Annotated in this window: 17 protein-coding genes; 5 read left to right on the plus strand and 12 right to left on the minus strand. The window is 58.7% G+C overall.

Annotation, left to right across the window (positions count from 1 at the left end; genetic code table 11):
• Window positions 1-48: 48 nt before the first annotated feature.
• The 6 genes from ACYBHZ_RS11815 to ACYBHZ_RS11840 form a co-directional block, all read right to left on the minus strand.
• Window positions 49-2,724 carry a TonB-dependent receptor gene (locus ACYBHZ_RS11815; protein WP_460274503.1) on the minus strand — a complete coding sequence of 892 codons (2,676 nt, stop codon included), beginning with the start codon at window positions 2,722-2,724 and terminating at the stop codon, window positions 49-51.
• A gap of 260 nt (window positions 2,725-2,984) precedes the next feature.
• Entirely contained in the window at window positions 2,985-4,043 is a 1,059-nt protein-coding gene (locus tag ACYBHZ_RS11820) for a FecR family protein (RefSeq protein WP_460274482.1), read from the minus strand.
• 25 nt (window positions 4,044-4,068) lie between these two features.
• Window positions 4,069-4,602 carry an RNA polymerase sigma factor gene (locus tag ACYBHZ_RS11825; RefSeq protein ID WP_460274483.1) on the minus strand — a complete coding sequence of 178 codons (534 nt, stop codon included), beginning with the start codon at window positions 4,600-4,602 and terminating at the stop codon, window positions 4,069-4,071.
• 646 nt (window positions 4,603-5,248) lie between these two features.
• Window positions 5,249-6,175, minus strand: coding sequence for a hypothetical protein (locus ACYBHZ_RS11830; RefSeq protein WP_460274484.1), 927 nt, complete (start codon window positions 6,173-6,175; stop codon window positions 5,249-5,251).
• 86 nt (window positions 6,176-6,261) lie between these two features.
• Entirely contained in the window at window positions 6,262-8,010 is a 1,749-nt protein-coding gene (locus ACYBHZ_RS11835) for a sulfite reductase subunit alpha (RefSeq protein ID WP_460274485.1), read from the minus strand.
• 3 nt (window positions 8,011-8,013) lie between these two features.
• Window positions 8,014-13,491, minus strand: coding sequence for a glutamate synthase-related protein (locus ACYBHZ_RS11840; RefSeq protein ID WP_460274486.1), 5,478 nt, complete (start codon window positions 13,489-13,491; stop codon window positions 8,014-8,016).
• Between the two features lie 423 nt (window positions 13,492-13,914).
• On the opposite strand from ACYBHZ_RS11840, the gene ACYBHZ_RS11845 reads away from it, so the two are divergent.
• The 3 genes from ACYBHZ_RS11845 to ACYBHZ_RS11855 all read left to right on the plus strand — a co-directional run bounded on the left by ACYBHZ_RS11845 (window position 13,915) and on the right by ACYBHZ_RS11855 (window position 15,486).
• Window positions 13,915-14,895, plus strand: a complete 981-nt coding sequence (locus tag ACYBHZ_RS11845) for a hypothetical protein (RefSeq protein WP_460274487.1) — start codon at window positions 13,915-13,917, stop codon at window positions 14,893-14,895.
• Window positions 14,896-15,010: 115 nt separating this feature from the next.
• On the plus strand, window positions 15,011-15,142 hold the full coding sequence (locus tag ACYBHZ_RS11850; RefSeq protein ID WP_460274504.1) for an ImmA/IrrE family metallo-endopeptidase: 132 nt from the start codon (window positions 15,011-15,013) through the stop codon (window positions 15,140-15,142).
• A complete protein-coding gene (locus tag ACYBHZ_RS11855; RefSeq protein WP_460274505.1) occupies window positions 15,142-15,486 on the plus strand; it encodes a short-chain fatty acyl-CoA regulator family protein in 345 nt (114 codons plus the stop codon). The genes ACYBHZ_RS11850 and ACYBHZ_RS11855 overlap by 1 nt, the downstream gene beginning before the upstream one ends.
• Before the next feature lie 241 nt (window positions 15,487-15,727).
• Here ACYBHZ_RS11855 and ACYBHZ_RS11860 read toward each other — a convergent pair whose 3' ends face one another.
• From ACYBHZ_RS11860 to ACYBHZ_RS11885, 6 genes are read right to left on the minus strand one after another with little or no spacing between them, the layout of a single operon-like run.
• On the minus strand, window positions 15,728-16,702 hold the full coding sequence (locus ACYBHZ_RS11860; RefSeq protein WP_460274488.1) for a siderophore ABC transporter substrate-binding protein: 975 nt from the start codon (window positions 16,700-16,702) through the stop codon (window positions 15,728-15,730).
• 1 nt (window position 16,703) lies between these two features.
• A complete protein-coding gene (locus tag ACYBHZ_RS11865) occupies window positions 16,704-17,477 on the minus strand; it encodes an iron ABC transporter ATP-binding protein (RefSeq protein ID WP_460274489.1) in 774 nt (257 codons plus the stop codon).
• Complete coding sequence (locus tag ACYBHZ_RS11870) at window positions 17,474-18,415, minus strand: iron chelate uptake ABC transporter family permease subunit (protein ID WP_460274490.1); 942 nt, start codon at window positions 18,413-18,415, stop codon at window positions 17,474-17,476. The genes ACYBHZ_RS11865 and ACYBHZ_RS11870 overlap by 4 nt, the downstream gene beginning before the upstream one ends.
• On the minus strand, window positions 18,412-19,365 hold the full coding sequence (locus tag ACYBHZ_RS11875) for an ABC transporter permease (protein ID WP_460274491.1): 954 nt from the start codon (window positions 19,363-19,365) through the stop codon (window positions 18,412-18,414). Before ACYBHZ_RS11875 ends, ACYBHZ_RS11870 begins: the two co-directional genes overlap by 4 nt.
• Before the next feature lie 3 nt (window positions 19,366-19,368).
• Window positions 19,369-21,108: an ABC transporter ATP-binding protein gene (locus tag ACYBHZ_RS11880; protein ID WP_460274492.1), complete on the minus strand. Its 1,740-nt coding sequence runs from the start codon at window positions 21,106-21,108 to the stop codon at window positions 19,369-19,371.
• Window positions 21,105-22,832: an ABC transporter ATP-binding protein gene (locus ACYBHZ_RS11885; protein ID WP_460274493.1), complete on the minus strand. Its 1,728-nt coding sequence runs from the start codon at window positions 22,830-22,832 to the stop codon at window positions 21,105-21,107. Before ACYBHZ_RS11885 ends, ACYBHZ_RS11880 begins: the two co-directional genes overlap by 4 nt.
• Before the next feature lie 322 nt (window positions 22,833-23,154).
• Between ACYBHZ_RS11885 and ACYBHZ_RS11890 the strand changes: the two genes are divergently transcribed.
• Together ACYBHZ_RS11890 and ACYBHZ_RS11895 are read left to right on the plus strand one after the other, a co-directional pair.
• On the plus strand, window positions 23,155-23,727 hold the full coding sequence (locus ACYBHZ_RS11890; RefSeq protein ID WP_460274494.1) for a TetR/AcrR family transcriptional regulator: 573 nt from the start codon (window positions 23,155-23,157) through the stop codon (window positions 23,725-23,727).
• A 573-nt stretch (window positions 23,728-24,300) separates the two neighbouring features.
• Window positions 24,301-26,391: a TonB-dependent receptor gene (locus ACYBHZ_RS11895; RefSeq protein WP_460274495.1), complete on the plus strand. Its 2,091-nt coding sequence runs from the start codon at window positions 24,301-24,303 to the stop codon at window positions 26,389-26,391.
• Window positions 26,392-26,502: the final 111 nt, after the last annotated feature.

Genomic DNA, 26,502 nt, shown 5'->3' on the forward strand with positions numbered 1-26,502 from the left:
GAAGAGGGCCGACCGCCGGTGGCAGCGGTCTGAAAACCATGTGGGATGTCAGAATTTTGCGGTGATGCTGGCGCGTATCGTGCGCCCTGGCGAAGGCATGAGACCCAGTGTCAAAGCATCCATGTAGTAGACGTCGGTGAGGTTATCGACGCTGAAATCCACGCTGGTGCTGTCGTTCAGCTCATAGCTGCCGAACAGATCGACGAGCGTATAGGGGGCCCATTCGACGATATTGGTGTAGTAGCCGGAGTCTTCGCTGCTTGTGCCGGAGGCGCGCGCGCCAACATAGGAGGTCCGCGCCCCCAGGGTCAGGGTCTCGTCCAGGAACCGCCCGCCAAGGGTCAACGTCGCGCTGGTCTCAGGGGTGACATGCAGTTGCGCATAGCCATTCGACACCCCGCCCGGACGACAACGATCCGCCTGCCAGTCGGTCTCTTTGGTGCAGAAATTCATATGGGTGTAATGCGTCGCGGAGGCTTCCGCGAAAAACCGCCCGGTGTCATAAGCGGCCGACACTTCAAACCCTTTCCATTCCGCATAGTCGATGTTGCGCATAGCGGTGGACCCGGTGCCCGTTTCCGTATCCGAGCCGCTATAGTACACGCGCGTCAGGTAGTCGTCGGTCCGGTTGTGGAAATAGGCCGCCTTGAACCTCAGGCTGTCCCCCGCGCCCAAGACGTCATCAAGCATGATATTCGTGCCCAACTCCCAGTTCTTGGCATGTTCCGCCTTGAGCGCCAGAGAAGGCGAGCTTTCGAAGGACCAACCGCCGGTCGATTCAAACAAGCTCGGTGCACGGATCGCCTCGGCATAACGCAAATAGACCTGATAGCCGCCCACAGGCTCTACCGTGATCGCCGCAATAGGCGCGAAACCGGAGTTCTTTTCCTCGTTGTTCTCGTAGCTGTCCGTGCCGACAATCTGCGCCGGATTGTTGTCGTAGCTGTGGGTGTGCGTGTAGCGCAACGAACCGTTCAGCGTCAGCCAGTCGAGCGGGTCCCATTCCGCCGCGACAAAGGCACTGGCCTCGCGCCGCCAGCCATCGCGGGACTGCAAGACGTCGGAGACCTCAGAGCCCTCTGCGTCGTAATCATCCGGCGGAGCGAGCGTTTCGTAGGTATATGACGCACCATAAGACAGAGCCACATCTCCCATCCCGGTGCGCAGCGTGGACTCATTCGTGATGTCAAAGCCTGTGCGTTTGGAAATATCCCAATAGCCCTGATCGAATTCGCCGCCGAAAAATTCGTAAGGCGTGCGGATCAAAGTGTCCGTATGGGTGTGCCAAAGATTGGCGCTCAGGTTGATGAGATCGTCCCGATCCCATTTGTAACGCGCCGTATAGGTGTCGACGGAAACCTCGGACAAAGGGGCCTGTTCCGCGCCTTCACCACGGATGATGACAGAGGGCATCAATTCGCCAAACAGGCTTTCATACCGCATATAGCCAAGTTCGAACCTCTGCCCGTTGAAGGTCTCAAGGCTGCCTTTAAGCATGTAAGACGTGTTGTCCTGCGAGGTGTTGAGCACCTCTTCGCCTGCCCGGTAGCGGTTCAACCCCTCCAGCGTGACATAGGTGTAATCGACCCAGCGGTCGCCGGACAAATCCAGTCGAACATCGCTATATTCGATGGTGGGCGTGTCACCATTCGTGCCGGCATAATAGTTGCCGGTCTTGCGCCGCGAATAGGCCCCGATCAATTCGATTTCGCTCGCAAAATCAAGGTCTTCCCAAACCTTTGCGGCCGCCACGCTGCCATTGGTCGACGTAGGTTCAAAAGCGGATGGCCGGTCCATCCCGTCGAGCGTGCCGTAGCTGTTCACATCATCGAGGCCTTCAGGCACCTCTTGCACCGTGCAATCATAGCTGCATCCCGTGCGGTAGCGTTGTGTTTCAAATCCGTAAATGCCGCCCCGCGTTCCTTCGGCGGGTGGGGCCGAGGAGTTGGTGGCAAATCCACCACGTACCCGAAAGCCGTAGGTTTCCCCCTCTTTGAGGATGTCCTCTGCCCCGATGGTTTGCATTTCCACCACGCCGCCCGTGGCGCCAACGCCGTAGACGCCCGCGCTTGGGCCTTTGTCGATGGTCACCTCGCTGATCAGGTCCGGATCGACATAGTTGCGGTTGGCAACCCCGGAATAACCGCGATAGACGGTGTTTTGCTGTTGGGTTCCGTCGATCACCACCGGAACGCGACCAAAGCCCTGCATGCCGCGAATGTTCACATCCACCGCCCCGCTGTTGCGGTTGTCGCCGGTCATGACGCCGGGCGTGCCTTTGAGAAAATCCCCGGCCGAACTGCCGCGAAACCATTGGATATCCTCTTCGGGGATGTAATCGACAGAGGCCGGGACCTGATACTTTCGATCACTGTCGCCCAAAGCGCCCCAGCTGCCCGCATCGACCACGATGGTATCGAGCACAATGACATCCTCTCCGAGAGATAACCCCATCTGCGCGCCGAAATCCGGCTTTTCGATCACGAAACCGGAGCCGGAATTGTGCCAAAGAATGCCCGTGCCATTGAGCAGAAGGGTCAGCGCCTGCTCCGGGGGCATCGTGCCAGACACGGCACGTGACGTCAGCCCTCTGGTCGCCGAGGACGCAAAGGCCACCTGAGTGCCGGATTGCCGACCGAACTGCGCCAAAGCCGACGACAAAGATTGCGCAGGAATGTCGAAACTGCGCTGGGTCTGGGATTGTGCCAAAAGCTGCGCCGGCACAAAACTCAAAACCGTGCCCCCCACCAGCGCCTGCGTTGCCACAGTGAGCCACAAGGCAAACCTGTGCGGACCGCGACGGGCGACGCGCGCGCATCTTATGGGTTTTAATAGGTTTTGTGCGGTCATCGGCGATTTCTCCTTAGTCCCTCTCAGGCGCATCTTGAGTGCGCATTTGGTTCTAAGGACAAACGCCGCGCCGATTTTGTCAGCGCGAAGTGCGGTTTTTTGTCAAAAACTGATTTTTTTTATCAGAATTAAGATCAGCCCTCGGAAATCACCCGCAAATAGGGCGTCATATGGCGCACATGCGCGCCGAAAGATGCGGCCAGAAGGTCCAGCGACGCATCGGGATCAGAGAGGTCAAAAAAACCGCTGACCTGCTGACGCGCGAGGGCATCCGAAGGAATGGAAATCCATGCCCTGTGCGCCCGACCGATGATCTCGGCGGCTTCCGCGAGGGTGACGTCGCTCAGAAAAATACGACCATCTCGCCAACTGCCAATGTCCTCGGGCGCGACAGGTTCGATGCGATAGGTGCCTGTGTCCTGCGCAATCACAATCTGATGCTCCGGGGTGAGCACGGTTGGTTCCTCTGAGAGCCCGTCGATCTGTGCGGAAACCGACCCATGCAGGAGCGCAACGATCGTGCTTTGAGAGGTGACGCGGATATTGAACGCGGTGCCATGCACGATGATGCGCACGCCGCTTGCATCGACCACAAAGGGGCGTTCTTTATCCTGTGCCACATCAAAGAAGGCCTCGCCCTGCATCAGGGAAATATGCCGCTCAGCCGGGGCGTAGGATTCGTCGATAGCGGAGGCTCCGGCAAGCTCGATGGTCGACCCATCCGCCATTTCGAGAAAAGCGGTCTGGCCTTTCGAGGTGCGATGATCCGCCTGCAAAGCGATGAGTGCGAAAGGAATGTAGAGCCACGCAACCCAAAGCGCGGCGATCAGTCCGAGCGCCCGTGCCGTTCCGCGCATGACGCGCTTTGCAGGCGAGCGCCCGTGTCGCGCCGCCAGAGAGATGACCTCTGCGGTGTCATGTGCTGCGCTGACTGGTTGTTGTTCCAGAGCATCCAAAACCCCCAGAGCATCCCATGCGGTTTGCACGTCTGACCAGGCTTGTTGATGGTCGGGCTGGGCCAGCCACGCATCGAACCGCGCCCGCAGTTCGGAATCCTCGGGCGACGCGTTCAGCTGCAACATCCACCCGGCGGCTTGTTCGAAAACCTCGCGGTTGCTTTTGTCATTCTGTTCCAAGACAGAGGCTTCCTTTGATTGGCGTTCGGCATCGCGCCCGTCCAAACCGGGCGTCATAAAAGTCATATCCTAAGAGGTCACGTCACTCAGGGGGCGGGTCTTCCTGTGTCTGCCCTCGCAGCTGTAGCGCAACGGTGGCCAAGGCAGCTTGCGCGAGCCTGTAAGCTTTGCGCTCAGAGACCCCGAGCCTGCGGGCGACCTCTTTCATCGAATGCCCCGAATAGCGATGCAACTCCAGTGCCTGACGTTGCTCTTTCGGCAAATCCTCTACAATTTGCATCGCGCCACGTACCTTTTCTGCGAATAGAAGGACATCTTCTGGCGTCAACGCCGCCGCAGGCAGGCCCCAGTCAGGCACATCTCGGCGCAGTTGATCCCTCTCGTACCGGCGGCGTTTGCTCGAATTCAGCGCCAGATTATGCACGATGCGAAACAGATAGGCCTTGAGATGGGTCGGTTCTGTGGCCCTGTCCTGTGTGGAGAAACGGATGTAAGCTTCTTGCACAACATCTTCAGCAGCTTCGCGCGATCCAAGGATGCGAAACGCATAATTGAGCAGAATTGGCCGGTTTTCCCAATATGTGGCAAACTGTAGTTTTGGGGGCTCGTGCATCATACAACATCTCCGTCGTATGCACGGCAAACACATGTGCCCCGAGTTCCCCCCAAGCGTACCAATCACCTACCCCCCACTGTCAGCACAGAATTTATTCTGTGCAATCGGACAGCTGCCGTTGATCTGAGCAGAAGGTGGCGCCGAGTTTCACGTCCGTCTATCAAATCGCTAAGGGATCGCCAAGCGTTGCAATTCAAGTTCTGACAAACAGTGGCGCAGGCGACCTTGAACTCTGAGGCTGTGGAGGCTCTTCCTATTCCATGAACCTTCAGAGCATCACTCTTCGGGCAGATACATGCCGATCGTGCAAAATAAGAATGTCTCCGCAAGGCACGACCGGATCAAGACTTTGCGGCCCGTGGATATCAAATATCGCAGAGTCAGCTTGCTTTACGGTTTACCGCCGGGACGAGGCACGTGCAGCGCCTCGGCCTTAGGCTCAGACCCCAGTTTGTGAAACGGCCGTGAGTACTGGACCTTTACAGGCGCGCAATGTTGTCCGCTATTTGAGCTGACAGCCTCAAGGATTGGCCCATTGAGAGCAATGGTCTTGGTTGCTCTGCCCCCACCCGCGGCAACGTGTCGTTGCGGACAGCATTTAACTGTATGGCTCGGTGTCATCCCGGGGCAGCCCCCAACCGGGCGCTCAAATGTTCGGCATGGCTTCCAGATAGCTGTTCCAAGTGGCTCCTTCTGACCAGGGATCGGCATGCAGGACCGCAAGCGCGCGTCCCTCTCTGTCATAAAGCTCTAGCGCGGCGCCGAAGCGTGTCGCAGCAGTGGAGCAGTGCCGGGTGACCCAAGCTTCGGCCACATGAGACTGATCGAGCGAAAAGAGACCCTGATCCGTTTGGCAGGTCATAACGCCCTTTGTATCACCAACACAGCTTTGTCCCTGACCACAAAGTGTCTGGATAAGCCCCTCGGCGGGGACGCTGGCGCTGAATTTCACCCGACGACGACAGAGAAATGAAAGAAAGGAGGGAAGGTAAGCGGGGGCAACACGGCGGGCATGGGCGCGACCGACATAGCTGAGGCTGTTGGCCCGCGTTTGCCCCTGATCGGTAATGAGATCATCGAGGTGATCGCCCAGATGGGAGGCCCCCCATTTGGCGCGGGCGTGGCGCACGGCGGCAAGAGAGATGACATTATTGGGCTGAGCAGTCGCGCGCGAGGGCGTGACGGGGCGGTCCTCGGCGCGGATATCCGCAGTTTGCGCGGTCAGCCAGTCCATTTCCGAAAAGAACTGAACCCGGTGGCAGATTTCTCCATCCGCCCCCACCACCGAGATCGCGGCGGGAAGGCGCAGATCGGCCTGAGAGTTGTTGCGCAAGATCAGCGGATCGCGCGTTCCGGAGACCCGCATGTTGATCCGCGCTTTGTTGGCTTTCCAAGCGGCGCCACAACGCTGGAACCCGGCATATCCGCCACGTCCCTGCACCAGAGCAGCATGATTGCGGGTGATCACCTGTGTTTCATCGAACAACGTCCCCAAGAGCGCGAGCCCTTCGAGATCAATATCGAGATCGACGGTGCCGTCGAGCGCACGCAATGCCTCCGCCGTCTCCGGCAAAGGAGCTGCTCGCGGCGTCTCTACCGCTTGTTTACAGCATGCAAAGGGCGAAGAGTTCGGACCTGATATGTCGGGCAAAAGTCACCTCAATAGACATCCCGCACATAGCGTTTCTCACGCTTGAGGCGGTTCACGTATTCCGTTGCCGCCTCAGGTGTCATCGCACCCTGGGTTTCGATAATTTTATGGAGTGCCACATCGACATCACGCGCCATGCGCGTGGCGTCCCCGCAGACATAGAAATGCCCGCCGTTTTCCAACATGCCGTAAAGTGCCTTGCCGTTCTCTTCCATCCGGTTCTGGACATAGATTTTCTCCGCCTGATCGCGGGAAAACGCCAGATCGAGACGGGTGAGCAAGCCAGAGGCGCTCATCTCGGAAATCTCGTCCTCGTAGATGAAATCCGAAGCCCGGTGTTGATCGCCAAAGAACAGCCAGTTCATGCCCTTTGCACCACGCGCCTCACGCTCTTCGAGGAAGGCGCGGAAGGGCGCGATACCAGTGCCGGGACCGACCATGATCATCGGTACGCTGTCATCTTCGGGTACGCGGAAGCTCTTGTTTGGAGACATGAAAATCGGCGTCTGAGTGCCCTCAGTGGCCAGATCCGAGAGGAAGGTCGAACAGACCCCGCCATGGGCGCGGTTTTCATAGAGCCAACGCACGGCAGCGACCGTCAGATGCACCTCGCCCGGATGGGCCTTGGGACTTGAGGAAATCGAATAGGCGCGATGTTGTAAGGGTTTGAGCCAGCTCACGAACTCCTCGGGCGCGAGGGTCATTTCCGGGGCAAGATTGATCAGATCAAGCGTATCACGCCCCCAAAGAAACGCCTCCATCGCCTCTTTGTCACCATTGGCGATCACATGGCTGAGCTCATCGTGTCCCGCGCGTTTGCCGATCTCGGAAATCAACTCCTTCGAAGGGGTCGCGATCTCGAATTTCTTGGTCAAAAGCACACCCAAAGGCGCGTCATAGCCATCAATCATGTGATCGGCGGAGGCCCCAAGGCGTTGCAACAGCGTGTCGACCAGACCCGCGTTGTTCACTGGCATCACCCCAAGCGCATCGCCCGCCTCATAGGTCATGCCACTGTCACCCAGATCAAAGGCAAAATGGCGGATTTCTTTCGCGGATTTAGCGCCCGACAGGAGCCGGTTCTCGATCACCCGCGCGCTGTAGGGATTTTTGCGGCCCCAACCTGTTTTCTGGGGCACGATGTCGGCGGGGGTCTCCACCGCCTGTGCGGCACCGCCATGGGGCATCACATCCCCGAGCCAAGCGCTTGCGGCATCTTCGAAATCCACATCGCAATCCACCCGCGCACCAAGACGTTTCGCGCCCAGTTGCTCAAGCCGCATGTCGATGAGTTTGCCAGCCTGACAGAAGCCATCATAGCTCGTGTCCCCCAGCGCCAGCACACCAAAATTGAGGCTCTCCAGACGCGGCGCCGTGCCGGAAGACAGCGCTTCCCAGAACATATGCGCGTTGTCGGGCATTTCGCCCTCGCCATAGGTGGAGACCACGATGATCACTGTGTCCATCTGGGACAGGCGGTCCATGTCGATGGCGTCCAGTTCCTCGACGCGTGGCGCGAACCCGCGGGTTTTGGCAAGGGCGGCGGCTTCATTTGCGACCTCTTCGGCATTGCCGGTCTGGGTGCCATAGAGAATGTCGATGGCTTTCTGTGCCACGGGCGCGGCATTGGCGGCTACGGCAGGGCTACCGAAATCACCCAGTGCCTTGCGCGAATGCAGACCGGCCAGAAAGCCGCCAAGCCACGCGCGCTGATCACCGGAGAAAGGGGCGTCTTCGGGAATAAAAGGCAGTTTCATGAGTTACTCCGCGGCGGTACGTGCAAGCACGTCAGGTAGGGATTGTTGGACGAAGAGCGCGTCAAAGCTTGGGATATCCCCCAAAGCCCTGCGGTTCTTCGCAGATTGATGCAGGATCCAGGCATAGGTGCCGGGGCTGTCCATCGATAGGATGTTGCGCATCGACAGCGCGCGTTTGAAATCCATTAGTCGTTTGTTAGCCACGAGAGAGGCCAGTTCGTCATCGCTATAGTCGGCGATCGCAGCACGCGCATGTTTTGCAAGCGCCATCATGAGGGCGAAATCTTCGGTCAGGATCAGATTGCGCTGCGCTTTGGCGAGTGCGAGGGGATCGTCTTTGCCCACACGTTTTTCAGCCTGAACGCGGGCCAGATCCATCACCGTATAGCTGCCCAAGAGGCGGAACATCTCGTCAGTATCGGTTTCGCCATAGGCGGGAGTTGCGCCCTTCAGGACATTGACGCCCTGACGCCAGGCTTTCTTGACCTCCGTGATCTGGTGATTGGACAGCGCTGTTGCCAATTCCTCGACCAAATCCTTGCGGCTTTTCGCGGACTTGATTTCGTCCGCGTCCTGATATTGCAAAAGTGCCTTGGGCATGACCCATGCGAAATCGTCAAGCCGCGTGTCAAATTCGCCGAGTAGCTTTTCAGCGCGCGCAGATTGCGTCGCCTCGACATGCCATTGCAACAACTGGCGCACGGCTTCCCGGTGGATGTCCGCCTGTGCAGAGCCATCGGCAAGCGTACCGGACAATACCGAGTCGCGGCTCATCAGAGCGGGCATGCGGTGTTCCGGGTCATATTGATAGGCAAAGCCGCCCGACATGCCGTTGCCGAAGCCCGTGGAAAAGTCTCCGAGGTTCAGAACCGCGCCATGGGTCATATATTCTGCGCAGAACTCGCCCACGCCTTCGACCACTGCGGTCGCGCCGGAATTGCGCACGGCAAAACGATCGCCCGCCTGTCCCCCGATGAAACAACGGCCACCCGTCGCACCGAAAAGGGCGAAATTGCCGATCAGCACATTTTCGGTCTCCGATCCGCCTCCCGGAGAATGCACGATGATCTCACCGCCACACTGGCCCTTGCCGACCCCGTCATTGCAGGTGCCGACATGTTCCATCACCATGCCGTCATTGCAGAACGCGCCAAAACTTTGGCCCGCCGAGCCTTGGGTCTGGATGCGTACAGCGCGCATATCGAGGAAACTGCGCCCACGCTCATCGGTGCGCGCCGCTTTCGGTAGCGGCCCGTCGCCGTGGTTCAGCATCCGTTCGATATCGATGGCAAGCTGCCCGCCCACGGATTTGTTGCGATTGTTGAGCGCCTCGTTGGGTTTGAGCACGATCTGATCTTCACCGCCTTTGATCAGACGCGCCTGCATCTGGTCCAAAAGCAGGTCATCCACCGCGTAATCGCGTTCCAGATAGACCGGATTCTCGACCCGGACCTCCGGCACATTGGTCAACATGGCGCGCAGGTTCAGTTGCCCCACCGACGACGGGTGATCCAACAGGTGCAAAAGATCGGCCCGCCCGCGCGCCTCATCGAGGCTCCTGAAGCCCAAGAGCGCAAGAATTTCGCGCACCTCATGGGCGATATTTACAAGATACTGCGCCAAAGCGCGGGGATCGCCGTCGAAAACTTCGGGGTTCGTGGTCAGACCTGCGGGACATTTCACGTTACAGTTTTTCGCCATGACGCATTTGAGCATCATCAAAGCCGTGGTGCCGAATTCGAAACTGTCGCCTCCCATGAGCGCGGCTTTGACCACATCCGATCCGGTCTGCATCGCGCCCGAACAGCGCAGCATCACCTTTTGCCGAATGCCATTGGCACAGAGCGCCTGATGCACCTCGGCGATGCCGATCTCGGCGGCGCGCCCGGTGTATTTGAGCGAGGTGACAGAGGCGGCGCCCGTGCCACCCGTGTTGCCTGCGACGTTGATCACATCGGCCCCTGCCTTGGCGACGCCGACCGCGATGGTGCCGATGCCCTCAGAAGACACGAGTTTCACAATCACGCGCACGCGCGCGGCCTTGGCGTCATGGATGAGCTGCCCCAAATCCTCGATCGAATAGGTGTCGTGATGCGGCGGCGGGGAGATCAGTTCGACCCCCGGCGTCCCCCCACGCGCGGCGGCGATTTCCACGGTGACTTTCGGCGCGGGCAACTGGCCGCCTTCGCCGGGCTTCGCGCCCTGCCCGATCTTGATCTCGATCTCTTCGAGGTTCGGATCGGCCAGATAGCCCGCCCAGACGCCAAAGCGGCCTGAGGCGAATTGTTTGATCCGGCTGGCGCGAATGGTGCCATAGCGGCTGATATGTTCGCCACCTTCGCCGGAATTGGACATGCCGCCCGCCATATTGGTGCCATGGGCCACCGCCTCATGCGCAGAGGCAACAAGCGCGCCGTGCGACATGGCGCCGGAGGCCAGACGCCCAGTGATCTCGGAGGCGGGTTGCACCTCAGACAGATCCAGCGGCTCCGGTGCCTTGCGGATGCGCGACAGGTAATCAAGCGCCTTGCCCTTACATTCCACATGAAGTTTGCCGGTCTCGACCCAATGCCCGTGTACATCCGCACCAAAGCGCTCGACGAGGCTCTGTGCCAAAGCATCCAGACGGCTGATCTCCTTGGCTTTCGGACCGGTGAGCCGAAGACCGAATTCGCCCGGCTTGATCTGCCAGACCTCAAGCCCCCGGATCACGAAGTCGTTGTTTCCGGCCCGGTTGAACAGCATCATCTCGCGTTTGATGTCGGCGGCTGAACTCAGATAGGTGATATCCGCCGGGAAGGCCAAAACATCGCGAAGTGCTGCGGGGCGGCGGGCGCGTTCTTCGGCCATGGCGCGGCTAAAGGCGCGATATCCCGGCGTGATGTCGAAACTGTCGATCTGCTCCTTGGTGAGCTTGTCGAAACTTGTGTGGACATAGCCTGCCTCGTCGATCCCAAAGGCGTCATTCATCTGGCGCAGGGTCAACAACCGCATGGGATCAGTGTCGTCCTTTGCGGGCTCATCATCAGGACGGGCAAAGGCCAGAGGTTCTTCGGTCAGATTGACGAATTCCCGCACGGCCGTGGTGCCATAGGAATGCCCCGCACCCTCAGAGCGTTCCTTGAACAGCCCCAGCATCGGAATGTCATCGAAGGTCTTGATCGTAAGCGCGCGCTCATGCCAATCGGCCACGGATTGCGCCACGGTGTTGAACCGCACGCCGCCGACCGGGGTTTTCATGTTCGGGAAATATTTGCGGAACACCGGGTCGTTGGTGTCAAGAAAATTGGGCTCAAAGAACTCCCCGCCCGAATAGCTTTCGACCGTGCAAAGCCCGACCTTGCCCATGGTTTTCATGATGGCTTTGGCGGCCGCTTTGTGGAATTTCTTGAACGCCTCTGTGGCCTGATCACCATAGACCTCTTCGGCCCGCATCCGCACGCCCAGCGGATAAACCGCCGCCGCGCCAAATCCCAAAGCACAGCAAATATGGTGAGACGACGAAATCTGACCGCTTTCGACCACAAGAGATACTTTGAGGCGCAGCCCCTCTTCGATCAGTTTCTGGTTGATTGCAGAGACCGCCATGGTCATCGGCAGAGGGCAAAGCGTGCTGGTGATATGGCGGTCGGTGAGGATTGCGATCCCACCCTCATCACGGGCGAATTTGGCGACCTCTGCGGCGACGGCATCAATCGCTTCGGTCAGCGCGCGCTCATTCGCGGCCCCATCGCCGAACACGGGCGTGTAGAGGATGTTGAACGTGGCCCAGGGGGTGTCTTTTTGGGCCTTGATCTTAAGCATATCCGCCATTTTGAGGATCGGGGAATTGACCACGATCTGACGCGAGCGCGACTGGCCGAGATAGGGTTTTTCGCCCAAAGCCACCCGCAAAGTCATGCCATCCGCTTCACGGATGCTGTCGAGAGGTGGGTTGGTCACCTGTGCGAAGCGCTGGCTGAAATATTTCGCCACCCCGCCTTCGTTGTCAGACAAGGCATTGATTGCATTGCCATACCCCATGGCCGAAACCTTTTCGACACCACTTTGAAGCATCGGGTCCATGAGAAATTTAAAGCTCTCTTGATTGAGCGTGTAGGCCACATAGCGCGCATGGCGGCACAGATCGCCCTCATAGACTTTGGAGGCGGCTTTCGGATCACCTTCAGGGTCTGGCAGGTCGTCGATGTTGACCTGCGCTGCCTGCACCAGCGCCTTGTAATCGGCCTGACGCGCCAAAAGCGCCAACGCTTCGTCATTTTCATAAAGCTTCTGGTCAGCGTGGTTGTAATAGATCATCCCGCCCGCCTTGACGCGACCGCGCCGCAGAACAGTGTCCGGCGCAAAGCTGATCTGCCCGGCCTCGGACATCACGGCGAGATAGTCCTCGGTCTCAACGGAGCGCAGCGGGCGCAGGCCAAGCCGATCAAGACGCGCGCCGATGATGTTGCCATCGCCAAAACAAAGCGCTGCGGGGCCGTCGTTTTTCTCCTCATAGAGGGAGAAATATTCAAACATGGCTTTGACGTCATCGGGCATCCGCGCGTCATTTTCCCACGCGGGCGGCATCATCGCCACAACGGCGGTGACAAGATCAAGCCCCTCTTCAAACACGCGCGCGTTCAACGTCTGATCAAGCCGGCAACTGTCTGACTGGCCTTTCGGGCGGATGATCGCGGTGTTGCGCGCCAGAGCGACGGCAGCCTCAGACAGGCGGTTCTTCTTGTCGGTGTTCAATTCGCCATTATGCGCCATCAACCGGAACGGCTGGGCCATCGACGGGTGCGGGTCGGTGTTAGTCGAGAACCGCGTGTGGAAATACAGCGTATGGATTTTGTGATCCGGGTCCGAAAGGTCCTCGAAATAAGGAATGATTTCCCAGGAATTCAGACGGCCTTTGAACACCTGCGTGCGCGCCGACAAAGACAGCGGGTAAAGCCCGTCGAACAAAGGATCGGTGTAGGCGACCGCTTCGATGGCCAAAAGTGCGCGATGGATGCGCGCATCCAATGCCGCGCCACGCAACTCTTTGGGTGCGGTGAAAACCCATTGCCGGATCGGCAGTTGATAGGCCACGGCACGTGGCAACAAGACGTCATTGTTCACCGGCACATCGCGTTCCAGCACGATCTCCATCCCGGCCTCTTTCAGCGCGTTTTCAATCAGTGCGATCGCGCGCGGCAGTTGCGAGCCATCTGCGGGCATGAAGAAATTGCCAACGCCGAACGCGCCTTTTTCCAGCTTTTCGCCCGTCAGTTTCTCAAACAGAGACAGAGACAGATCGACCGAAATACCGGCGCCGTCTCCCACACCCTCAGAGGACATGCCGCCACGATGCGGCACGGCGCAAAGCGCCTCGTGCCCCATGGTCAGAACCTCATGGGTTTGCGTGCTGTCCTTGCGGGTCAGAAAACCGACGCCGCAATTGCTGTGTTCGAGACTGGGGTCATAGAGACCAAAGGGCGTGCTGGACTGGTGCAATCGGGCAACCTCGCTTGTCGGACACGCGAAAGCGCAGGCGAGACCCCACGCAAAAACGTACCGCGTTAAATTTCAGAGACATTTGGGGGGATCTGGCATAAGCGAGGAAGATCGCGAGCTGGCCGAAAAACCATCTACGCAATTCACCGAGAAATTTCAAGAATTTTTAAAATATCGGGTCGCGAGAGAACGGCTAAACGCCCAAATTATCGAGTATTATTCTTAAAAATAACGAAAACTATTCTCTACAGACTATAGGCAAATATGGGTATTTTTCGACACGAACACACCTGTCCCCCGTGTGCGGAGAGCGTCGTGATGAGACGAGTTGGGCAAACCCGAGTGTTGGGTTGCTGATTTACGAGAGGGAAAGTCATCTGCTACGGAATAAGGCAAGTTTTGTGATTACAACAGGTTTGTCCCGTGCTGAAAAACATCCTCTGCCTTTCCTTCGCGGCGTTCTTAACGGCGCTGAGTGGCCCGTACTCCCAAGCGCAAGCCAATACCATGCTCGGGGATATTCCGACGTGGTTGCAAAAGCATGTCGGCACAGGCGAGGGGCAGATCGCGCCGGTGGTTCTTGAGCGGGCGCGGGCGTTGCACCAAAGGAACATGCGCCAAGGCAAGACGCGCAATGCCTGTTATCTGGCGATGGACGCGACCCGGCCCAGCACCGATTCCGATGGCGCGCCGGGTCGGCGGTTCTATGTCATTTGCGAGGATCGACACTCCTTCCGCGCGGTCTCTTCGGGCTATGGCAACGGGCGCAATCTGCCGCGGGCGGATTTTTCCAACGGACGGACCTGTGCCCGGAATTTCAGCAATGCCGAGGGCTCGAAACTGACCGCAGGCGGTGCCTATTTGACGGCGGAGACGCGGACGTCCTTCAAAGGGTTCTATACGGAGGCGGGCAAACGTGTCCCGTTTTACCGCACATTCGTGGTCTTCGAGGGCGAGGGAGACACGCGCAACGCGCGGGAGCGTGCGATCGGCGGGCATCAGGCGGCGTTTTTGCGCTGGCAGTGCCGGTTTGAACAGGCAGACAGCCCGTATGCGGACAAGGAAGGCTTTGTGCCTTACGGGCAGATGGTAGACTATACCTCTGGGCGTAGTAACGGCTGTACGACATGGTCCGAAGAAGTGTCGCGCGAGATCGTATCTTTGGTCGAGGGCAACCCAACCAGTCTCTATATCTACCCCGAAGGCGATGACATCGACCGCGTCGCCCTCGCGGTTGGGCGCGGAGAACCGATCTCACAGGCCGGTCTTTACTGGAATGCGCAATGCCTGTCGGAGATTGGTGTGCCAAAATTTTGGCCGAAACAGACGCTTCAACCGGTGATCAACCAATGGCGGCGGACCCTGCCGGAACAAACGCCGGGCGTCCTGCCGATTTGTCAGTGAGCGGGCAATGTGTCGTCCTCAGCGACCAAAATGTGGTCGCGGGAATACCCCTTTCTTTGTCGGTCTTTCAGGAGGACGATATTTGCCCTAAAATACTCGTAGGCATGGGCTGCGCATCGCCTTCGATGCGCAGGCACGGAGCCTTCGTCGCTTCGCGGAAAGCGCTCGCACCCTCCATCTTGCAGCCCATCTGAATGCAGGGCAGCGCGCGTTTCAGATGGCCACGCAATTGGCCTTTCTGGAGTAATCCGACACGTTGAACCGCCTCGTCGAGGACGCCGGAATGGAAGGAGCCGAAGCGCGCAACTTGCAGCGCATCGATCTCGCGACCTATTTCGCCGCGCGCTGATCCTGCCCTATCGCGCCTTTCTTGGCGCGGCGGAGGAGTTGCACTACGACATCGAACTCCTCGGGCGACGTTTTGGCGTGGGGTTCGAAACCACCTGCCACCGCCTTTCAACGCTGCAACGCCCCGAAGCACGCGGCGTTCCGTTCTTTTTCATCCGGGAGGACCGGGCCGGGAATATCTCAAAACGCCAGAGCGCGACGGATTTCCACTTCTCCCGGTTCGACGGCCCCTGCCCGCGGTAGAATGTTTATGAAGCCTTCTCGAAACCCGATAAAATCCTGACCCAGGTGGCGCAGATGCCCTATGTGGTCTTGCGCGGGCAGGCAGAAGGTGCGGCCACTGCTTTGAGCTAAAGCGTTTTTCGTTTAATCTGAATCGGATTGAGCGAAAAACGTTGCCACACTGAATTGATAGTGCTGCGTTTCTCAAAAATTGAGTGCCTCAAGTTTTTTGAGAAACGCTTTAAGCCGCACCCGTTGCCCTTTAAAACGTGGCATTCCCATCCGTCTGAGAACATGCCCCCGCATGATCATACGCTGCGCCGATCTCCTTCATCATGATGGACAGAGAGGTCGGCCCGGCCGCGGTTGTATACCAGGCCTCGGGATCGACAAAGATCACGCGATCGTCCTGCCATGCTTTTGTGGCTTCTAGGAGCGGATTGGCGATCTGGTCTTTTGTCAGAGTCGGGCGGCCTTCCATCACGGCGGTGCGGTCGATCACAAAGATCAGATCGGGGTTCGATTTCTGGATGAATTCACTTGTGACCGGCTGACCATGAAGGCCGGTTTCGCCGATCGCTCCGGCGGGTTTCACGCCCAGTTCATTGAACACGAACCCATAGCGAGACTGCTGCCCAAAGGAGCTGAAAGCGCCATTGTTGTGCAACAGGATCAGCGCCTTATCCGAACAGCCAGACATCTGGGCGTTCAGCGCACTCACCTGACCATCCAGCTTTTCAATGCCCGCACGGGCAACGTCTTCCTTGTCGAACACTTTGCCCAACGTCTCGAAATGATCCCGAACCGCCGCAAGGTGCCCTTTGGAGCTGTCGCGATAGTCCACCTCAAAATAAAGCACCGGCGCGAAGGAGGAAATATCCGCGTAATGTTCGGCCTGAAGCGGACTCATCAGAACCAGATCCGGCTCCGCCTCATAGAGCTTTTCGACATTGGGTTTGACGATGAAACCGATGTCTTTCACTGCCGGGTCATCCCCGTAGGCCGACAGGAAATTCGGCACGAAATCCTTCGGAATCCCCGCGACCGGTACACCCAGGCTGTCAAGAAAGTCGAGATCGTTCATGCCAAGGGCCACGACCCGCTCCGGCACTTGTTGCAATGTGATCTCCCCCATCTGATCCGTCAGCGTCAGGGGAAAATCAGCGGCCTCTACGGTCAGGGCCGGCACGAGAAACAGCGTTGCCGCCAGTGCGATTTTGGGGATTGAAAACGTCATGTCAGGTCCTTTGATCGGAGGTGAAATAGTTGCACAGAAGCCCGCCCTCATGGCGCAGCACCTGAAAATCGAGGGAATAAAGCGCGGACAGGCGAGGTTCGGTGACCATCTCCGCGACAGGCCCGCTGCCCACGAGACGCCCGCCCTTCAGCGCAATGATGTGATCGGCGTAATTGGCCGCAAAGTTTATGTCGTGGATGACGACGGCCACGGTGCGCCCCCGGTCATCGCAGAGCTGCCGCAGCGCGCGCATGATGTGCACCGCATGATGCATGTCGAGATTGTTCAACGGCTCATCGAGCAACAGACATTCGGTCTCTTGGGCGATGGTCATGGCGAGATAGGCCATCTGCCGCTGCCCGCCGCTCAACGCGTCAATGTTGCGCTGGCGCAGGTCGTCCAGGCCCAGAAAGGCGAGCGCCCCGTCGATGGCCTCGCGGTCCACAGGTGTCAAACGCCCACGACTGTAGGGGAACCGCCCGAAGGCCACGACCTCCTCAACCGTCAGCCGCAGATCGAGCCCCGGCATCTGGCGCAGGGTGGCGACGTGTCGGGCAAAATCGCGGGGCGGTATCTCTCCGAGAGGCTGGCCCTTCAACGTGGCCTGCCCGGACGAAGGCGTCAAAAGCCGTGCCATGATCATCAGAGCGGTGCTTTTGCCTGCGCCATTCGGTCCGATGATGGCCGTCATTTTGCCTTCGGGAAGCGTAGCTGAGATCCCCTCGATCACGGGCGCATCGCCATAGGTTTTTGAAATGTCGGTGAGCGTGATCATGCCTGCCCTCTTGGCTGTCTGAGGATGAGGAAAAGGAAATAAGCACCGCAGATCAGGTTGATCAGAATGCCCACTGTCGTGCCGAAACCGAACACATGTTGCACGGTGATTTCCGCCAAAAGCAGCATGCCGACTGCGATGACACAGCCCATCGGCAGCGTGTCGCGATGACGGCGGCTTTTGGTCAGCGCATAGGCGATATTGGCGATAAAGATGCCCATGAACGCCGAAGGTCCGATCAGACTTGTGGCGGCGGCGACCAGAACGGCGATCAGCATCAGGCACACCCGCACCTCGCGCGGGTGATCCAGCCCCAGAGACAGCGCCTGATCGCGCCCCAGAGCCATGACATCCCAGATCGCGACGCGGCGCAGAGCAATGCTCCCTACCAGCACGGTACACACCGCGGCAACTGCGAGACGCAGCTTTGAGATGCCATCAAAAGAAATCACCGCAAAGCTCTGGTAAATCGCGAACTCACCGGGGCTGATGCGCAATTCGATAAATTGCGTGACGCTGGCGATTATGAGCGTGAGCACCAGCCCCACCAACAAAAGCCGATGTACATTGTTCTGCCCGTCCTGAAACAGCGTCATCTGCAAGCCAAAGGACCAGCCAAGCATGACCGCAATCGACAGGGCCATATTACCAGTCTCGCCCAACATATGCAGGCTGGCGCTGCCGAGCCACAGGATCAGAAGCGATTGAAGCAAAAGGTAAACCGCCTCATACCCCATGATCGCGGGCGTCAGAATGCGGTTCTGTGTGAGGCTTTGAAACAGGATCGCGGAGATGGCGATGCCTGAGCCAGCGACGAACATGGCCCCCACCCGGATCAAGCGGCGATTGAATAGGAAACCCGGCTGAAACCCCGTGCCCCAACCGAGGTAAACGAGCGCCAGCCCGATCAGAAGCGACAAAAACAGCACCGCTCTCATCGTGTTCCCCGCAGGATCAGTACCAAAAAGATCGCGCCGCCAAGACCGCCAACGGTCAGGCCCAGCGGCACCTCATAGGGGTAGATGACGACACGCCCCAAAATATCGCACAAAAGCAACAGGATCGCCCCGGACATTGCCACCAGCGGCAAGGTTTTCTGAAGGTTATCGCCGCGCCAAAGCGCCACCACATTGGGCACCACAAGCCCCACGAAGGGCACGGATCCCGCCGTAATCACTGTGGCCGCCACAGTGGCCGAGACCAGAACCAATCCCAAAGCGACCATGGGCCGATAGCGCAGGCCAAGGCTTTCGGACATATCCTGCCCCATGGCCAGAACAGTAAAACGACGCGCAAACAGGTACGTGACGGCAACGACCGGCAGGATCAGGTAAATCAACTCATACTGACCCTGCACAACGCGCGAAAAATCCCCGATCATCCAGCCCTGCATGGATTGAAGGATATTTCGGCTAAAGGCATAGAACTCCGCCAAGGCGCTCAGCACCCCTGCGAACATCAGCCCGATCACCGGCACGAGCACGGCATCACGAAACCGGATGCGGCTCAGAAGCGCGACGAAGACCGCGCTCGCCATGAGGCAGAACACCATGGCAAAGCCCATACGCACAAGCGCCCCGGATGTGGGGATCGTGGTGAGAGCGACAAGAATGCCAAGCTTTGCCGCCTCCATCCCCCCGATGGTCGCCGGTTCAGCAAAGCGATTGCGCAGGATTTGCTGCAGGATCACACCACAAATCGCCAACCCGCTCCCTGTGAGGATCAAGGCAATCAGCCGCGGCAGGCGGCTCGCCGTGAGGGTCAGCAGCGCATCGGGGGACGGATCAAACACCCAGCGCAGACCTATCCCGTTCGCGCCCACCATGAGTGAGACGCAACACAGCACCAAAAAACCAAGCGGAAGAGCACAGGTTCGGACAAGCCCCATGATCTAGCCCGCCGGTGTGATGCGCCAGCCGGAGGCCTCTTTGCGCTGCGCCAGAAAGCGCGCGTAAGGCCCCGAACGGGTGGCCAGATCAGCGGGCGTCCCGCATTCGACGATTTTGCCCCCCTCCAGCACCGCAATCTGATCGGCCATCTGCACCGTGCTCAACTGATGTGCGATGACAACCATCGTGCATTTCCCGCGCATGTGATGGAGCGTTTGGGCAATCACCGCCTGATTTTCCGCATCGAGCGCGGCCGTGGCCTCATCCACCAAAAGGATCGGGGCCGCTTTCAAGAGCGCGCGCGCGATGGTGATCCTCTGACGCTCGCCACCGGACAAACGCACGCCACCTTCGCCGACCTCGGTCTCAAGCCCCTCGGGCAGGCGCGCCAAAATCTCGTCGATCCCGGCCTGTGCGATCACCTCCGCAAGCTCGGCCTCGGTAGCATCTGCCCGCCCCATACGGATGTTTTCGCCGATGGTGCCCGACACCAGATATGTGTCCTGAAAAATCTGCGACACCTGCGCCGCGAGGGTTTCTTCGGACATGTCACGCAGGTCAACACCACCGATCTCGATCCTCCCCTCTCCAACGTCATAGAACCGCGCAATCAGCCGGGCGACGGTAGATTTGCCCGACCCCGACGCCCCGATGAGGGCGGTCATACTGCCTTCGGGCACCGTGAGCGTGAGACCATCCAGAACCGACGCGCTGTTTGGCGTGTAGCGAAATCCGACATGTTCCAAACGGATCGTCGCATCCTCGGGGCTGCGCGGCGTCGCAGCCTGAGGCAAAGGCGGAACCTCTGCGATCTCGTGTAAGGCCTCAAGATGCCCCCGCGCCGCGCGCAAAGCCTCGCCATATCCTGCCAGCTCGGTCATCGGCTCCATGAAACGCTGCGCCAAAATGAGCGCCAGGATCAGCGACAGAGTTTGATCGGGTGTCAGTCCGGTGTTGAGTTGAGCCAACACTATGACAAGAACGGCGGCAAAGAGCACCTGTGTCATCCAGCCGTTCAGCACCGAGGAAGCGGTCGACAGGCGAATAAGGTGGCGCGCTGCGTCCCTTTGCTCGTCAAAGGCCGCCGCAAGATGGCGGGCACTGCCGCCCTCGCCGCTGAAAGCGCGCAGAACGGATTGCGTGCGGGCAAATTCGATCGCCCTTTGCCCGGTTTCCGCCGCCGCGCTTTGATAACCGGCATCGGCCCGCTGCCCAAGACGCGCCGAAAGAGCCGCAGCCAGACCCATTACCGGCAGAGCGATAAGTGTCACGATCCCTATGTCCGGCGCGAGGACAAACAAGACCAGCACCAGAACCGGCGGCACGACAAGGCCGCTCAAGACCGGCGTGAAGACATGCGCCGGGAGTTGCGCCACCTCCATCACACCTTGGGTCAGCGCATGGGTCAGCTTGCCCGTGGTGCGCGCGCTGAACCAGCCGACCGGCAGCCGCGCGACATGCGCTCCAAGGCGCAGTCGCATCCCTTCCAGCACGGCAATCCCGACCTGAATGCCTGCACGCTCCACCACGCGCCGCGCCATCCAACAGCCGAGGCCGCAGATCACCAGGGCCATCAGCCAAGGCCATGCGGCAGCGGTCTCGCCTTGCAAAAGATAAGAGAGCCCCGGCACCGTCAACGCGATGGTCAAGGCATTCAGGACACCGGAGGCCAGAGCCATCATCGCATAGCGTCGGAAGGTGACCACATCCTCCCCCAAAAGCCCAAGGAACAAACGCATCATTGGATGGCCTCCTCTGTTGCTGCAGCCTGAGTCTCTCGGGTCTGGTCAAATCCGTTACTTTGCGCCCAGAGCGCGGCATAGCGCCCGTCCTGCGCCAAAAGCGTTTCATGCGCGCCGCTCTCACATATCCGACCTTCATGAAGCACCACGATCTGATCTGCGCCCGCGATGGTCTCAAGCCGATGCGCGATGACCAAAAGGCTGCGCCCCTGCGTCAGCTGCGAAAGCGCCTTTTGCAGCGCCAGTTCGCCCTCCGCATCCATGGCAGAGCTCACCTCGTCGAGCACCAGAATGGGCGGATCGAGCAGAAGCGCACGCGCGATGCTGACCCTCTGGGCCTCGCCGCCCGACAGCTCCGTCCCTTCACCGACAATCGTGTCGTAGCCCTTCGGCAGAGCCAGAATACGGTCGTGAATCTGCGCCTGTCTGGCGACGGCCTCGACCTCCGCCCGGCTGGCACCGGGGCGCCCCAATGCGATATTGTCATGCAGGCTCGCATGCAAAAGCTGCACCTCTTGCAACACAAAGCCGACCCGGCGATAGAGTTCTTGAGTGCCGATGTCGCGCATATCCACGCCACCGAGGGTGATCCGCCCCGTATCGGGATCGAAAAACCGCAACGCCAGCCGCGCGATGGTCGATTTACCCGCACCTGACGCGCCAACGATGGCCGTCACCCGACCCGGCGCGAGCGTCAGGTCGATGTCGGCCAGCGTCTGCACTTCCGCCTCATAACCGTAGCCGACCTGCTCGAACCGCAGCACGTTGGTGTCCGGTATCGCCCGCTGGTCTGCGGGTGGTTCGGGAAGGGGCTGAGTGTCCAACACCTCCTGAATGCGCTCCGCCGCCGCCGTGGCATGGGCCAGTCCGTGGGTCATGAAACCCAAAAGCAAAAGCGGCGCAGAGATCCCCGGCGTGACAAGCACGAAGGGCAGAATGTCGAGCGGCTCAGCCCAGCCGAACCTGACAAAAACACCGCCTGCAAGCATGACGACACACAGGACCGAGACCGGCGTAATGATCGCATTCGCATTGGCCAGAGGTGCGACGAGGGGCCGGGTGAATTGCAGAAAAGCGGTGAGGAAATCACGCACGGCCGTCGTGTAGCCGTCATGCGCCGCGCCGGTTTTGCCAAAGGTGCGCAGCACCGGCATGGCTTGGCCATAATGCCCGACCGCCGACACGATCCCGGCCTGCGCGGTGGCGAAACTCTGCATACGCTCGGGGCTTATGGATTTCTTGATCGAACCATAGGTCAGATAATAGAGCGGATAGGGCATGAGGCAGATCAGCGCCAGCCGCCAGTCCATCACAAAGAGAAACAGCCCCGCCGCCGCCATCGCAGTGATGCAGCGGGCGCGGGTTGTGAAATAATGCGCGCTCAATTCGTGGATCGTGTTCATGTCGTCCTGTAGCGCCTGTTTGACACGCGCCGAAGACCGCGCGGTAAACCAGCCCAAAGGCACATGCATCAGATGTTCCGTGACACGCGCGCGCAGCCGATCTGTCAGCCGATTGTCCGCAAGATGCGCGAGATATTCTGCCAGACTGAGCAACGCCATGCCGAGAGCCAAAGCGCCAATCAACACCGCAATCCAAAGGGGCTCCATCCGGGCCAAACCCTCGCCTGCGTCGGGCTGCAAAACCCGCTGCGCGATCAGAGCCACACCGGCGAGCGGCACCAGCATAAGACCCTGCCCGATCCCGGCAAGCGTCGACGCCATGCGGAGGCGATTTTTGATAGGATACAGCAATGTATCAATTGGTGAGCGAGCCGGGCCGCGGCCCTCAGTCCCGATATTGTCACCAGCCTCGTCACACCTGTGCTTATCCGACATATTTGCGGCCTGCCTCTGATCTAAATTTGAGTGATGATTTGGCTGCATCCGAAGGATGTTGCGTTATTTTGTATACATACCATAAACTATTACTGCAAGCCGTGATCAAGATCACGCCAAGCGCTTTTCAATGACGCGTTTGTTCATATTGAAAAAATGATTATTCTGCGTCAGGTCGCACCTGCGCCCAAGTATAAGGAAAGTGACGATGAGTGAGACCGCGCCCAAAGCAAAACGAGGCCGTCCGCGCACGATAACCCGTGAAAGAATTGCCAAAGCAGGCATGGACATTGGCCTACCGGATTTGACTTTCGTCGGCGTCGCAACGGCGATCGGTGTCACACAAATGGCGCTCTATAAACATGTGCGCAATATAGATGAGCTGCGCACTCTGGTCGCCGAAGATTCCTTTATGAACTGGGAGCTTCCTGATCCCTCTGAGGATCAAGACATTGAATCCTATCTACAAAGATTCGCCCTCTGCATGTGGCGACTGGTTCAGACGCACCCCGGGATCGCCCCCTATCTCCTGCGGCGTGGCTGGATCACCGACGCGATGCTGGAAAAGACCTATGCACATCAACGGCGCGTCGCCGAGCATTTCGGCATCACATTTGCGCAAGCGAATACCTTGGTGTTTTCTGTCGCCTTCCATTGCTGCGCGGTCGCAGATGCCTCGCTCGAAGAAACCACGGTGACTGATGAGATCGAGCCACTCCACAGATTTGGAGTGTCCGCATTGATCAAAGGCGCGCTGGCACTGACCCAGAAAGACATGTGAACCGAAGCGTCACGGCTCTAAATCTTCCGCATCGTAAAAGCGAGGCGCGCAGAACGCCTGTCTCTTGCGCTGCCGTCGGCCCAAAACCCATGCCTCAGTTTTTTTGGCGGAACGCGTTTTCTCTGGATTATGCCCACCTCTGTTGAAACTGTCACAGTTTCAAATGAATTAGTTTAGTAATACAAAACTAATTGACAGAAGCGGCTTCACTTGCCATCCATGCACCGTCTTTTCAGGCGAATTCTTGACACGAAGAACGCGCGCCTCAGAACGACAAATGCGTGATGATCAGCCGCAAACCTAAAAGCCACGGGCCCCGCCCCCGCCATCTCAGAGATGAAATACATCTTAGTTTGCACCTCTTAGTCACATCGCGCACGGGGATGAAACAGGACACGGGGCTCACGGTATGAACCAGACTTAATCGATATTTCGCGCGCAGCACTCCTCGCGCGCATCAACGCGAAAAATGGCGACTGACGCACGTCGCCTGACGGGTATGCGGTTCATGCATCACCCGGCCATTTTTTGCGTCTTCACACCTGTATATGGACACCAAAAAACGGACGAAACATGAGAAAAATCCACATTTCAACCCGCGGCTTTCTGCTTGCAAGCGCTTTGATCGCCCCCTCCTTCTGGGGCAGCAGCGCAGCATTTGCACAAGACAGCGATCAATCCCCGATCCTATTGGACGAAATCATCGTTTATGGCGCATTGGCGGACCGCAGCCTGCAGGACACAGCAAGCTCTGTCAGCGTCGTTGGCGAGGAAGAGCTCGAAGACGAGGCCGCCTCTGAGACCGTCAGCGAAGTGATCAAGGCTTTGCCCAACATCTATATTCCCAGCACGACAAGTGCGCCAGTCATCCGGGGCGTGGACAGCGACGGGCCGCTTGTGGGCGGCAACGCCTATCTTGCGAAACCCCTGCCGCGCACCACAATGAGCCTTGATGGACAATATGTGACGGCTGTTGAACTCGGGGCCGGTGGTGCGTCGACCTGGGATGTCGACTCCGTCGAGGTCTATCGCGGCCCGCAGACCACATCCCAAGGCGCCAACGCGATTGCGGGTGCCATCGTCGTCAACACGAAGGACCCGACCTTTACCCCTGAATATGCGCTTCAGGCGCTTTACGGCAGCCGCGGTAAAAAACGCCTGTCCTTCGCCGCCTCAGGTCCGCTCAGCGACGATCTGGCCGCGCGGATCGCGGTGGATTACAGCGGGCGCGACACGTTTGTCGATTACACCAATGCGAATTTCACCGAACCCGGTTTCGACTATGATTTCGAAAACCTGACGGCGCGCGCAAAGCTGCTTTGGGAACCAGCCGCCATCTCAGGGCTTTCTGTCAAACTGACCTATAATCACAATGACATGCACCGGCCCAGCAACGAGTCCGTCACCGACGCCGATGCGCTTGAGAACACCGCAGAATATCAGGACTACATGGATGTGGTTTCTGACGGGATTGTGCTGGATGTGGAGTATGATTTCTTCAACGGCATCAAACTGTCGAACCAGATGCAATATTCCGAGGCCGACTATGATTTCATTTTCGCCTACCCCTATTCTGGCGAAGCGACACGGGATTATGAGACCTTTGCCAATGAGCTGAAGCTGACCTTTGGCGAAGCGGGCGATGTCTGGAGCGGTGTGATCGGGCTGTTCTACTCCAACGAGGATGCTCATGCGGAGTTCGCCAACAGCTACTATGGCGCACCTTTCGGCAGCGCCGATCTCGATTACACCACAGAAAGCACCGCGCTCTACGGTGAAGCAACATGGCAATTTGCGACTGATTGGGCGCTGACCGGCGGGTTGCGTCTGCAACAGGACAAGATCGAGATTGCCGGGACCACCAGCTATGTGACAGACCCGCTCGATTACAGCGACACGTTCACCGAGCTTCTCCCGTCGCTGACCATTGCCCATGACGTCACACCCGACTGGACGCTTGGGGCGACGATCAGCAAAGGCTATCTGCCGGGCGGCTCCGGCACCAACTTCCGAGGTGGCGAATATTACGAGTTTGACCCCGAAGAGTCCGTGAACACCGAACTTTTCGTCCGCGGCAATGCGCTCGATGGCGCGCTTCTTCTCACCGGCAACCTGTTCTACACCGAGTATAAGAATATCCAGCGCTCGGTCGCAAACTGCCTGGATGCGGATTGCACAGTCTCTCAGGGCTCGATGATCGTGAACGGCGAAAAGGCCCATGCCTACGGGATCGAGTTGAGCGCGGACTACCAAGCCAGCTCAGTGCTGACACTCTCCGGGAATATCGGCGCCATGCGCACGGAAGTGACGGAATTCACCGACTACGATGGCAATAAATACGAGGGCAATGAGTTTGCCAATGCCCCCGGTTACACGATCGGACTGGCTGCCGCTTGGGACATCACTCCGAATTGGACGCTGCAAGGGGATGCGCGGATCGTCGATGGTTACTCCAGCAGCGACACGAACGATGCCGATACGAGCGTCGATGGCTATGCCCTTGCCAATATGCGCATCGGCTATCACCCGCAGGACAATGTCGAGTATTTTGCCTACGTCAACAACGTCTTCGACAACCGCGCAGCCCTTTCTGCCAGCAGCAGTGGCACCATCTCGATTGCCGAACCGCGTGAAATTGGTTTTGGAGTTTCCCTGAACTTCTGAGCGAGATGAGATTTCGTATAAATCTCATAGAAAATGTAAAAGTGCCGGGACAACCTCCGGCACTTTTATGCTGAGCCCGGTGAGGATACCCGATACGCGTGTCCCGAGGAG

Source organism: Celeribacter sp. ULVN23_4 (assembly GCF_054788345.1).

Bases quoted from the DNA above. Each gene is read 5' to 3' on its own strand.
- ACYBHZ_RS11820 (WP_460274482.1), bottom strand. From the start codon at position 4,043: ATGACGCCCGGTTTGGACGGGCGCGATGCCGAACGCCAATCAAAGGAA.
- ACYBHZ_RS11885 (WP_460274493.1), bottom strand. From the start codon at position 22,832: ATGGCGTCGACGCTTGCCGGGATCGGGCAGGGTCTTATGCTGGTGCCG.
- ACYBHZ_RS11865 (WP_460274489.1), bottom strand. From the start codon at position 17,477: ATGATCACGCTCACCGACATTTCAAAAACCTATGGCGATGCGCCCGTG.
- ACYBHZ_RS11880 (WP_460274492.1), bottom strand. From the start codon at position 21,108: ATGATGCGTTTGTTCCTTGGGCTTTTGGGGGAGGATGTGGTCACCTTC.
- ACYBHZ_RS11860 (WP_460274488.1), bottom strand. From the start codon at position 16,702: ATGACGTTTTCAATCCCCAAAATCGCACTGGCGGCAACGCTGTTTCTC.
- ACYBHZ_RS11895 (WP_460274495.1), top strand. From the start codon at position 24,301: ATGAGAAAAATCCACATTTCAACCCGCGGCTTTCTGCTTGCAAGCGCT.
- ACYBHZ_RS11835 (WP_460274485.1), bottom strand. From the start codon at position 8,010: ATGAAACTGCCTTTTATTCCCGAAGACGCCCCTTTCTCCGGTGATCAG.
- ACYBHZ_RS11875 (WP_460274491.1), bottom strand. From the start codon at position 19,365: ATGGGGCTTGTCCGAACCTGTGCTCTTCCGCTTGGTTTTTTGGTGCTG.
- ACYBHZ_RS11825 (WP_460274483.1), bottom strand. From the start codon at position 4,602: ATGATGCACGAGCCCCCAAAACTACAGTTTGCCACATATTGGGAAAAC.
- ACYBHZ_RS11870 (WP_460274490.1), bottom strand. From the start codon at position 18,415: ATGAGAGCGGTGCTGTTTTTGTCGCTTCTGATCGGGCTGGCGCTCGTT.
- ACYBHZ_RS11890 (WP_460274494.1), top strand. From the start codon at position 23,155: ATGAGTGAGACCGCGCCCAAAGCAAAACGAGGCCGTCCGCGCACGATA.